The 12,939-nt window shown below is 40.8% G+C and carries 6 protein-coding genes; all 6 read left to right on the top strand.

Going from position 1 to position 12,939, the window contains the following annotated elements; all coding sequences use genetic code 11:
* A partial coding sequence (locus JWQ85_RS17600; protein WP_299470315.1) for an AGE family epimerase/isomerase occupies window positions 1–949 on the top strand: 949 nt, incomplete at its 5' end.
* 33 nt (window positions 950–982) lie between these two features.
* Window positions 983–3,493 (top strand): glycoside hydrolase family 9 protein, encoded by a 2,511-nt coding sequence (locus tag JWQ85_RS17595; protein WP_299470314.1) that lies wholly within the window; start codon window positions 983–985, stop codon window positions 3,491–3,493.
* Window positions 3,494–3,511: 18 nt separating this feature from the next.
* Window positions 3,512–4,504, top strand: a complete 993-nt coding sequence (locus tag JWQ85_RS17590) for a glycosyl hydrolase (RefSeq protein WP_299470313.1) — start codon at window positions 3,512–3,514, stop codon at window positions 4,502–4,504.
* A 122-nt stretch (window positions 4,505–4,626) separates the two neighbouring features.
* The gene (locus JWQ85_RS17585; protein WP_299470312.1) at window positions 4,627–5,862 is read left to right on the top strand and encodes a sugar MFS transporter; all 1,236 of its coding nucleotides are present in this window, start codon (window positions 4,627–4,629) and stop codon (window positions 5,860–5,862) included.
* A 190-nt stretch (window positions 5,863–6,052) separates the two neighbouring features.
* Window positions 6,053–10,231, top strand: a complete 4,179-nt coding sequence (locus tag JWQ85_RS17580) for a hybrid sensor histidine kinase/response regulator transcription factor (RefSeq protein WP_299470311.1) — start codon at window positions 6,053–6,055, stop codon at window positions 10,229–10,231.
* A gap of 288 nt (window positions 10,232–10,519) precedes the next feature.
* A partial coding sequence (locus tag JWQ85_RS17575; RefSeq protein WP_299470310.1) for a SusC/RagA family TonB-linked outer membrane protein occupies window positions 10,520–12,939 on the top strand: 2,420 nt, incomplete at its 3' end.

The following is a 12,939-nucleotide window of genomic DNA, read 5'->3' as shown; positions in this document are numbered from 1 at the left end:
CACTTCTATCCACTTGTTAGAAGCCTTTACAGAATTATACCAGGTTTGGCCCGATGAGTTGTTAAGAGTTCGCTTACAGGAAATGTTGAACCTGCTTACTTATAAGATCATTAATTCTAAAGGATATCTGCAGCTTTTTTTCCAGCCCGATTGGGCGCCGGTATCACTTAAAGACTCGTCCGAAACGACTATTGCTAAGTATAAAAGCATTGATCACGTGTCTTTTGGCCATGATGTAGAAACCGCTTACCTAATGCTGGAAGCAGCACACGTATTGGCGATAAAAAATGATGATGTTATTTTAAACCTTGGTAAAAAAATGCTGGACCATGCACTTGATAACGGCTGGGATAGCAAAATTGGTGGCTTTTATGATGAAGGATACTACTTTAAAAACAAGCCAGGCATCACCATTTTAGCCGATACCAAAAACTGGTGGGCGCAGGCCGAGGGATTGAATACATTATTGTTAATGAGCGATTATTTCCCAAATGATAAGCAAAACTATTATGACAAGTTTAAGCAGTTGTGGGCATATGTACAAACTTACCTGATAGATCAGGAACATGGCGACTGGTACCAGGGAGGCATCGACAAGCAGCCACAGTATAAAATGGCGTTAAAAGGACAGATCTGGAAAGGCACCTATCATACATTACGTGCATTTATAAATTGCATAGCGCAGTTAAATCCCGATAAAACGCCACCAACTGTTCCAACAAATCTTAAAAGGAAAACTGAACACGGGATGGTTGTGCTGAGTTGGAACAAAGCAACCGACAATAATAGAATGCTGGGATATAATATTTACAATGGCACTAAACGGGTAGCCTTTACGCCGCTATCCCAAATAGAGATCAAAGTATCAGACCTGAGATCAATTTCCAATTTATACCTGGATGCTGTAGATCTGCAGGGTAACAGATCCGCAAGGGTTCGGTTTAAATAGGCCACACGTTTTTAATAGATAACCATGATAAACATGTACAATAGGAAGTTATTAGCAGTTGCGTATTTTTTAATGATGGCAATGGCTGCTAATGTTACGGTAGTTAAAGCCCAATCGAAGAAAGCTGCCGGGCAAATGATTCTGAATAAGCTTGAATATTTGGAATACCAGGGCGTAAACGTAATGCTCGCGCACGATTTTTATCCCGAAGGTCACCAGGGTGGCGTGGGGATTATCCAAAACGGTCAGCGTGTGGCTACCAATGGTGATCTACGACTGGAGCCAACCCCGGGGCAATGGTCGCCTATCCCTAAGGTGGGCAAACGGGTTATAGACAAAATTAAAAGCGAGGTAAGTGTCCGCATGGAATACCCTAACCCCGAGATGGATCGCAAAGGGTTCAATCCAATAATTTATCCCGATCTTAAATTCGCTTATAACATCCGCGTGCTGCCGATAGGCAAATCCTTTAAAATAATTATTGACCTTGATAGGCCCTTACCAGACGAGTGGATAGGAAGGGTAGGGTTTAATATTGAGCTTTTCCCGGGCATCCTATATGGCAAATCCTATTACATGGATAAGCAGTTCGGCATATTTACGCCACAGGCTAATGGGCAAATGTATAAAAGTCCTTATGGCGAAAATGAAGTAATGCCTTTAGCTACCGGTAAAAAATTGACCGTAGCCCCCGAAAACGATGGCCAACGGATGATCATTGAAAATTTAAAAGACAGCAACCTGCAACTGCTGGATGGCCGGGCTAAGCATAACAACGGTTGGTTTGTGGTGCGCTCTTTAATTGCAAAGGGTGCTACAAAAAACGCGATAGAATGGCTGGTTACGCCTCATGCTATAGAAGGTTGGCAATCGGCCCCTGTAGTACAGGTATCGCAGGTGGGTTATCATCCTGCCCAACAAAAAATTGCTGTTATCGAGCTTGATCGAAATGATAAAAGGCGGCTGCCCGTTTCATTAATGCGTGTGGCTGAAAACGGCGGGTTAGAGATGGCCTTAAAAGCAACGCCAACCGAATGGGGGGACTTCTTAAGATATCATTATCTGCAGCTCGATTTTACAAAGATCACCAAGCCGGGTATGTATGTAGTAAAATATGGTGCCTATCAAACCGAGCCATTTCAGATAAGCAAGGACGTTTTTAAGAACGATGTTTGGCAGCCAACCTTAGAATATTTTATGCCTGCCCAGATGTGCCATATGCGTATTAATGATAAATACCGGGTGTGGCATGGCCTATGCCATATGGATGATGCCCGCATGGCGCCCATTGATTCCAATCACTTTGATGGTTACATATCTGGCCATAGTACGTTTACTAAATTCAAGCCCGGCGATAATGTTCCTTTCCTAAATCGTGGCGCCTGGCATGACGCAGGTGATTTTGATCTGAGGGTAGAATCGCAGGCCGAAACTGTACATGGCCTTACATTGGCTTACGAACAATTTGGCTCAAAGTACGATAACACCACTATCGATCAAAAAAGTCATCTGGTAGAGATCCAACAACCGGATGGTAAGCCCGATCTGTTACAACAGATAGAACATGGCTTGTTGTCGATAACCGGAGGCTTCCAGGCCATGGGTAGGTTTTACCGCGGCGTTATTGAGCCCACTATAAGGCAGTACGTGCTATTAGGCGATGCTGCAAACATTACCGATAACAAACCCTTTGTTACCAATGCGACTAATATCGACCCGATATTAAATCAGCCCGCCCCGGCAGACGACCGTTGGGTATTTACGGAGGATAATCCGTCGCGCAGTTTACAAACTGCAGCTGCATTAGCCGCAGCCAGTCGTGTAATGAAAGGTTATAATGATACACTTTCTGTACAGTGCCTGCAAATTGCAAAACAGGTATGGCAGAATAATAAGGACTTTAAGCCGATGCAGAAGATAGCCTTAGCTACCGAGTTATTCATTACCACAAAAGATAAAGAATATTCAGATTTTTTAGTTGCGAACACAGCGGGAATTGCAGCAGGTATTGAAAACAATGGATGGCTGGTTAGCCGCACAATGGGTTTAATAAATGATAAAGAGTACAAGGATAAAATTACCGATGCTGTTAAAAGGCTTTACGTGAAAATACAACAGCAGGGCAGTAAAACACCTTATAGTGTACCTTACGAGCCAAGCATATGGGGCGCGGGTTGGGGTATACAAAATTTTGGGTACAAGCAGTACTTTTTGTATGCCAACTTCCCAAGTATCTTTACCGATGATTATATGCTCCATGCTATCAATTTTGTGTTGGGCTGTCACCCCGGGTCTAATACATCATCCTTTGCATCGGGTGTTGGGGCAAAATCAATGACCACTGCGTATGGGTTTAACCGGGCCGATCTGTCATACATCCCCGGTGGTATCACATCCGGTACAGCTTTGATCCGGCCGGATTTTCCGGAGCTTTTAAACTGGCCATACTTATGGCAACAAGGCGAATATGTACTGGGCGGTGGTACATCAGATTACCTTTTCCTGGTAATGGCTGCAGACCACGTGCTGAATAAAAAGAACTAACCGTATAACCATAAAATTATGAGACTTTATATCCTATTGGTTTTTATGCTGTTTAGCCTATGCGGCTATTCACAGCAACAATTTGCTCCAGTAAATCCAAACACATCGGCAGAAGCAAGGCAACTGCTGTCCTACATTTACAGTATCAAAGGCAAGCAAATCATTTCGGGTCAGCATAGTTATCCTTATCAGCCTAACAAACATGTAGATAGCGTGAAGGCCATCACTGGTAAAGAGCCGGCGCTCTGGGGGAATGATTTCATTTGGAGCGGCACCGAGGATAAAGGCCAGGACATTGTGAACGAAGCGATAAAAAAGTATAAAGAAGGCAGCATTATATGCCTGATGTGGCATCAGGGGAGGCCCATTGATAATCCGCCCTATGGTTGGAAGGAAAGCGTACAAGCAAAATTAACCGATGAACAATGGAACGAACTGGTAACGCCAAACACCGAGTTAAATAAGCGTTGGCTTAAGCAGATTGACCAGGTAGCTGTGTGGTTAAAGCAATTGCAGGATGCAAAAGTGCCTGTATTATGGCGGCCGTATCATGAAATGAACGGCGTTTGGTTTTGGTGGGGAAATAAAAGAGGCAAAAATGGCTTATCAAAATTATGGCGGATGATGTATGACCGTTATACCAATTACCACAAGCTTAATAATTTAATATGGGTTTGGGGTGCAAATGGTCCGCGGGATTTGCCGGAGGACGAAGCTTTTGCTTATAAATATTTTTACCCGGGCGCTAACTACGTTGATATTTTAGGCACGGATATATATAATGCCGATTATGAACAAAAAGATTATAACGAGTTATTGGCATTAGCCAAAGGTAAACCCATTGCATTGACCGAAGTTGGGGAGTTACCTAAACCGGTTATCCTAAAATATCAACCAGAATGGGTTTGGTTTATGGTTTGGGGCGATTGGTTGTGGACGCATAACCCGCGCAGTTTGGTGAAGGAAATATATGCCAGGCCCGAAACCATCAACCTTGGCGACAAAAAGTAGGATGGTTGTTTATTTATGAACTTATTGATAATTAATATATTGTCAAATAATGTTAGTTTTAGAGAACCAATTTTAGGTAGCCCGCTGCCTTGCTAATTATAAACCCTTTAACCTAAATAATCATGATCACTATTGAGCGTAACAAACTTTTTTGGGCAAGCTGCCTGGCTTTGATGGTAACCGCACTATCATTTGGCATTAGGGCCGGCATAATGAATAAGTTAGGTACAAACTTTAATTTAACAACCGAACAGTTGGGCGTTATTACAGCGGCTGCGTTTTGGGGCTTCCCGCTGGCTATTATTGTTGGAGGTTTTATAGTGGATATTATCGGCATGAAAAAACTGCTTGTAATGGCATTTATATTTCACCTGGCCGGTATATGCTTAACCGTTTTTGCCACAGGTTACTGGACGTTGTTTATCTCTACCTTGCTAATTGGCATCGCAAATGGTACTGTTGAGGCAGCATGTAACCCCTTGGTAGCATCTTTATTTACTGATAATAAAACCACCAAATTAAATCATTTCCACCTGTGGTTTCCTGGTGGGATCGTAATTGGAACTTTGCTGGTGCTGGCATTAAATTATATTAATATTGGGTGGCAGGTACAGGTTGCGGTAATGATAATACCGACACTTATATATGGTTACCTGTTTTATACTTTAGATTTCCCGGTTACCGAGCGTGTTGCATCAGGTTATTCAACTGCCGATATGTATAAAGCAGCGTTGTCTCCTTTATTTATTTTTATGTTCATATGTATGTTTGGTACAGCGGTTACCGAGCTGTTCACCGGGCAATGGATAGATGTTCTTTTAAAGAATGTAACTACCAACCCCATATTAATTTTGACACTCACAACCGGCGTTATGGTAATTGGGCGGGGTTTTGCGGGCCCTATAGTTCACAGGTTTTCCCCACAGGGAGTTTTACTGATGTCGGCAGTAGTTGCCTCAATAGGTTTATACTTGTTAAGTACTTTAACCGGGAATTCCATATTTTTTGCAGCATTGGTCTTTGGGGTGGGGGTATGTTATTTTTGGCCTACCATGATAGGTTTTGTTGCCGAATATATACCCAAATCTGGCGCGCTTGGCTTAAACCTTATAGGTGGTGCCGGTATGTTTGCCGTTTCGGTTTACAGTATTTTTATGGGTAAACATTACGATGAATTGGTGTTAAAATATTTACCTGCCGGTAACCAGGCATCAGATGAAGCGCTTAACAGTGCCAAAAGTTTGGCCGGGCCGGAAGTACTGCGGCTAACTTTAATTATACCAATTGTTTTAATTGTAGCCTTTACCGGGCTTAATATATACATCCGGTCAAAAAAAAAAAAGAAAACAGGTGCCTAATGTTGATATTAGTGCTGTATAAATAGCTTTAATACAGCTTTTAGCCATTATTGATAATTTAAAAAGATAGCGCCTTCTGCAAAGAGGCGCTATCTTTATTTTTAGTTATTTAGTGTAGTAATTACATTTATTATTACCTTTAGTTAACAGTCGATAGCTCCCTATAATTGATTGTTAACCAATTGTAACTATGCGTATAAAAATATATGTTTTATGTATATGGGTTTTTGCCATGCCTGCATATTTGCATGCGCAAAACAATAGTTATCAATTTTCTCATTTAGACATCACCAACGGCCTTTCTGATAATCAGGTTAATTGTATTTATAAAGATGAAAAAGGCTTTATGTGGTTTGGTACCACATCGGGCTTAAACCGGTACGATGGTAGCAAGTTTAAAGTATTTAAGCGTGATATTAAAGATCCAAATTCACTTGCCGAAAACCACGTTATGCGCATTGCCGAAGGGCCGGGCAAAAAGCTATGGATCTTTACCCACAGCGATATTAGTATATATGACCCAACGGTAGAACGATTTTCAAACAACATCGCTGCGGAGTTATCGCGTTATAAAATACCTGCCAACCCCATTACCCGGATAGAGAAGGATAAGCAGGGCGAATTTTGGTTTGCAACCGATAAAAAAGGGCTTTACCGTTATAGCCCAAAAACTGGCCAAACAGCTTTTTATAATAATTCGGGAAACTCACCCGCCGCGCTCCATTCAAACCATGTAATAGATATTGTGGCTTCGCAGCCCAATTGTTTGTGGCTCATTTACAATGATGGCATTATAGAACAATTAGATTCAAAGGTCAATAAAGTTTTGAAACGGTACGATGGGCTGGCTAAAGCCCTTGATACTAAACCCCGGAATTTTATCATGATAATGGATAATAAACAAAACCTGTGGGTATGTTCTGATGCCGGTACAATAGGGGTTTATTGTTATAAAACTTTAACTAATAAGCTTGTTCATTATAGTAAGGATACACCCGAAGGCAGGCTCAATTCAAATGTGATAACCAGTATTATCCAAACTGATGATGATAAAATTTGGGTTGGATCGGATCATGGTGGTATAAATGTTATTGACCCCATCACTAACAAGGTGTATTATATATTAAGCCGGGCTGATGATGCCAAATCGTTAAGCGGTAACAGCGTTTACCTTTATAAAGATAACACCGGAATTATTTGGGCGGGTACATTTAAGCAAGGGCTAAATTATTATCACCGGGGTATAATGCAGTTCCCGCTTTATAAGCACCTTACCACCGATCCTAAAAGTTTGCCTTGTGAAGATATTAACAGCTTTGAAGAGGATGAAAAGCAAAACTTATGGATAGGTACGAACGGTAACGGGCTTATTTATTTTAACAGGTCGACAAATGCCTATACGCAATTTAAACATGATCCATCAAATCCCAACAGCATCACCAGTGATATAATTGTAAGATTATATATCGACAAGAAAAAACGACTTTGGATAGGCACCTATTTTGGTGGGTTAGATTGCTACGATGGCAAAACATTTACACATTACCGCCACAACAAAAAGGATCCGGGCAGTTTGACAGATGACCGAATATATACCATCATGGAAGATGCCGCGGGCGAACTTTGGGTGGGCACATTTGCGGGTGGGTTTAACGTTTTTGATCCAAAAACAAATTCTTTCCGGCACCCTAAATATTCCAGTAACTCTGAATATACTTCTGTTATTTACGAGGACAGGCAGCAGAATAAGTGGGTAGGCCGGGACCGGGGAATAGACGTTATCTTAAAAGGATCGAACAAGGTGAGGCATTATTTATCAGAACCGAAGAACGTTAACAGCCTTGTAGGTAACGATGTAAATACTATCACCCAGGATAAAAAGGGGCTAATATGGATAGGTACAAAAGATGGATTAAGCATATTAAATACCAAAACAAATAGCTTCTTAAATATAGAAGAAGGGGTGAATTTGCCAGCGAATAATGTATCAAACATTATTGAGGATAATGCCGGCCGGATGTGGGTAAGTACCACTAACGGACTTGCAAGTATCATACTCACCGAAGCCGAAGGAAAGTACAAAGTAGAAATAAGTAACTATAATGAACTGGACGGGCTGCAAGGCAGGGCATTTAATTTATATGCGGCAAAGCGGCTAAAAAGTGGCGAATTAGTGTTCGGTGGCATACATGGCTTTAATCTGTTCGATCCGATGGTCTTAAATACATTTAAGCCTAAGCCCAGTCTTGTGTTTACCGATCTTAACTTATTTAACAAAAGCGTTGCCGTGGGCGATACCCTAAATGGCAAGGTGATTTTAACTAAAGCCCTTTCAGAAACTAAGGAAATTACCTTACAACACAACCAGAATGTTTTTGATATTGAGTTTGCTGCTTTCGACTATTTTAACCCCAATAAAATAAAGTTTGAGTATAAACTGGAGGGCTTTGATAAAGGCTGGATCACGGTAACGGGCAATAATCGTAAGGCTACTTACACCAACCTTGATGGTGGCGATTACACTTTTAAGGTACGCACCCAAGGAACCAATAATATAAATAAAGGTGAAATTTCGCTGAATATTACAGTGCTACCTCCATTTTTCAAATCAACTTTTGCGTATATCAGTTATTTTGTATTGCTGCTTAGCGGGTTATTTTATATACGCCATCGCGGTATCCGTAAGCTAAAACGCCGGTTTGAAAGCACGCAGGCTACTATTGAAGCCGAGCGCAAAATAGCACAGGAGCGGGAGGAAGCACGTAGAATGCACCAGCTCGACCTGATGAAGATAAAATTCTTCACCAATGTAAGCCACGAGTTTCGTACACCGCTATCACTTATTTTATCACCTATCGATAGTCTTATTAAAACCGTTGATAAGGCCGATCAGCAAAGCCAGCTCGCTACTATTAAGAGAAATGGCAAAAGGCTTTTAAACCTGGTAAACCAACTACTCGATTTTAGAAAGATGGAGTACAACGAGTTAAAGCTTAGTTTAAAGCAAGGCGATATAATAAAGTTTATAAAAGAGGTTTCAGCATCGTTTATGGATGTTGCTCACCAAAAAAAGATCGAATTTTTAATAGAAAGCGAGGTGTATTCTTATGTTACTAATTTCGATCACGATAAAATAGAGCGGATATTATTTAACCTGCTTTCTAATGCATTCAAATTTACCCCCTCAGGCAGGCAAATAAGTGTGATGTTGAATTTATATCGTTGCGGTATAAATGAGGAAAAAAATAATCTGGAGATAAAAGTAATAGATACTGGTATTGGCATTGCTACAGAAAATCAGGGTAAAATATTTGACCGGTTTTTTCAGGATGACATGCCCGAAAGCCTTTTGAACCAGGGAAGCGGAATAGGCCTGTCCATAACCAAAGAGTTTGTTAAAATGCAGGGTGGCTCAATTGAACTGGAGAGTGAACTTAATTACGGAAGCTGTTTTACGGTAATATTACCGGTTGAGCAGCAGTGCGAGAAAAAAGAAATTGAAGTAATTGCAGAAACAGGCGCTGAAGCACTTGTTGCTGTTACATCTAAAATGAACCCGGGCCTGCCGGGTGCAGGTAAAAAGGCTACTATTTTATTGATAGAAGATAACGATGACCTGCGTTTTTATTTGAAGGATAATTTAAAAAATAGTTTTCACATCATAGAAGCGGTTAATGGTAAGGATGGATGGCAAAAGGCGCTCTCGATGCATCCAAAACTTATAGTTAGCGACATTAGCATGCCCGAAATGAATGGGATTGAGCTGTGTAAAAAGATAAAATCGGATGCGCGTACGGCCCAGATCCCGGTGATATTATTAACCGCGCTTACTACAGAGGAAGATCAGTTGGCCGGATTAGATAGTGGCGCGAACGATTACATATTAAAGCCATTTAATTTCGAGATCCTGCTTTCTAAGATCCATAATTCCTTACAAATGCATCAAACCCTTAAAACTACTTATCAAAAACAAATTGAAGTAAAGGCGGAGGATATACATGTTGTATCTGAAGATGAGAAGTTTTTAAAGAATGCATTTGAACACATAGAACTTAATATAACCAAGATCAATTTCTCTGTTGAAGAACTAAGTAAGCAACTTAACCTCAGCAGGGTATCATTATACAAAAAACTACTTACGCTTACAGGCAAAACCCCGGTAGATTGCATCCGAACGGTGAGATTAAAAAGAGCAGTGCAGTTGTTAGAAAAGAGCCAGTTAAGTATTGCTAATGTTGCTTACGAGGTTGGCTTTAATAACCCTACGTATTTTTCAAAAGTTTTCAAAGAAGAGTACGGCATACTACCTTCTGAATATGTAAATCAATACCGCAAAAATAAAAAGGAGCAGTTAGAAACCGCCCTTTAGCTATTGCCAGTATATCCAATTTGTACTTCATTACAGGGTGTCTTCATCACTACAAATAAGCTGTACCCTATCGCCACAAAAAATAAATAGTTTTTAAATGTATTTTAAATTTTAACTATAATTAGCTGTAAATCAGTTTATTATAATAGGTTAACATTTGTTATATAAACGTTAACATTTGTGGCATCCCTTCTAAACATACTCTTATATTTTTAGTTCGCATTAATCAGCAGATCCAAAACGGATAAATCCTGATCAATAGCAAACCAATTAAAACTAATATAAAGTATGATGAGAAAACTACAAATTAAACATTTTGTGGCACTTATCGGATTAAGCTTATCGCTGTTGATAAGTATGTCCGGTTATGCCCAAAACCGGCAGATCACCGGAACGGTTACTTCGGACGAAGGAGTTGTTCCGGGAGCTACAGTTGCCGTAAAAGGGACCACCATAGGTGTTATGACCGACGCTAAAGGTTTTTTCAGGATATCAGTTCCAGAAAACGCAACGCTGGTTGTCAGTGTTGTTGGTTATACCCCACAGGAAGTAGCAATAGGGGCAGGCAACTCTTATAATATAAAATTAGCAGCCAATGTAAGCGCGTTAAATGAGGTTGTTGTGGTGGGTTATGGTACTTCGAGGCGTAAAGATCTTACAGGTTCTGTAAGCTCTGTTACCGCAGACCAGGTGGCAAAGGTACCCGTTACCGCATTAGATCAGGCCTTACAGGGCCGCTCATCGGGCGTGCAGGTAACAAACAATGATGGAGCACCGGGCAGCGGCGTTACGGTATTAATACGCGGCGTTGGTAGTTTGGGCAGTAACGATCCCTTGTATGTAGTTGATGGTTACCCAATAACCGGCGGCCTTAATAATATTAACCCCAATGATATTGCTTCGATGGATATATTGAAGGATGCATCGGCCACTGCTATATATGGTGTGCGTGCATCAAACGGCGTTGTTATTATTACCACCAAAAAGGGAAGAAAAGATGGGGTAGAGGTATCGTTAGATGCTTATGCGTCTGTACAATCTGAGCCTAAAAAATATAAGGTATTAAATGCCGGGCAGTGGGCCACACTTGCAAATCAAACTCCGGGGTTTGATCGTTTACCTGAATGGGCCAATCCATCTGCCCTGCAAAATGTAAACTGGCAGGACGAAGTGTACCGCACCGGACTAAGACAAAATTATAATATAGCTGTCCGTGGGGGCGGCGAAAAAGTGCAGTCGGCGTTTTCGGCGGGGTATTTTGATCAAAAAGGTGTAGTGTTGGGTTCTTATTTCAAAAGGATAAACCTGGGGATGAATATTGATTATAACGCTACAAAATGGCTTAGATCATCATCAAGTGCCAAATACTCAAGGCAAAATAGCAATAACCCATTTGGTACCGGTGCATTGGCCACGCTTAGCGAATTAATACCAACTATTGGTGGTAATAAGCTTACCAACAAAGCCAAAGATGAAAATGGCAATTATGGATTTTATGATCCGGTAAATACTTATACAAGAAGCTGGAACAACCCGCTTTATACTATTGAGACGCAAGATGCTAAAAACCTGACAAATTACTTTTTAGGTACCACTTCATTAGAAGCTACCTTATTTGATGGTTTGAAGATCAAAACAAACGTTGGTATCAACACCACCGATTATTCTGGTTATTTCTTTACACCATCTGATACACGTTCTTTAGATCAGTATGGTGTCGCAAGTCCTAATATCCTGAATACCTATTCGCAAAGTGCGAATAATACATTTGAGTGGCTTTGGGAAAACACAATATCTTACTCGAAAACTTTTGGTGACCATGCTATAGATTTTGTAGGTGGTGTTTCACAACAAGAGAACACTTTTCGCCAGGTGGGCGGTAATGGTAATAACCTGATAAGCGATGCCATCAGGGATCTTTCGCAGGTGCAAAACCTGGTTGTTTTCGGCAACCAGCAAACCTTTACACTGGCCTCACAATTTGGCAGGTTAAATTATAAATTTAAAGATAAATACCTTTTTACCGCCACGGTAAGGCGCGATGGTTCTTCTAAATTCTATAAAGGCAATCAATATGGTGTGTTCCCTTCGGGTTCAGTTGCCTGGAGAGCAAAGGAAGAATCATTTTTAAAAGACGTTAACTTTCTTTCCGATTTAAAATTCAGGGCCAGTTATGGTGAAGTTGGTAACCAGGCTGGTATTAGGCCATTCCAATACCTGGCCAGGTATAGTTCGGGCGGGCCGGCTACAGCTGGTACTAACGTAGGCTATCCGTTTGGTAATACTTATCAAAATGGTTTGGCTTATGTCAATCTTGATAATCAAGGCCTAACCTGGGAAACTTCAAGGCAAACAGATATTGGTTTAGACGCGGCATTTTTAAATGGCGACCTTACCTTAACGCTTGATTATTACAGAAAAGATTCTAAAGACTTTTTGTTACAAATTCCAACAGCATCTCAATCAGGTGTAACACAATCGGCTCAAAACGCGGGTAGTATCAGAAACCAGGGAATCGAGATATCATTAAACTACAAGCATGCTATAAACGACTTTAGGTATGGCGTAGGTTTAAACCTTACTACGGTTAATAATAAACTATTAAGCATTACAAAAAATACAAGGTTTATAGGCAACCTTGTAAACTTAACCACCCCGGCAAACGGATGGCAACAGTTTAGCCAGACAAACATTGGGCAGGCTGTAGG

Source organism: Mucilaginibacter sp., assembly GCF_028288105.1.
Lineage (GTDB): Bacteria > Bacteroidota > Bacteroidia > Sphingobacteriales > Sphingobacteriaceae > Mucilaginibacter.
Note: the sequence above shows the minus strand (reverse complement) of the source record. Positions and strands in the feature narration are given on the sequence as shown.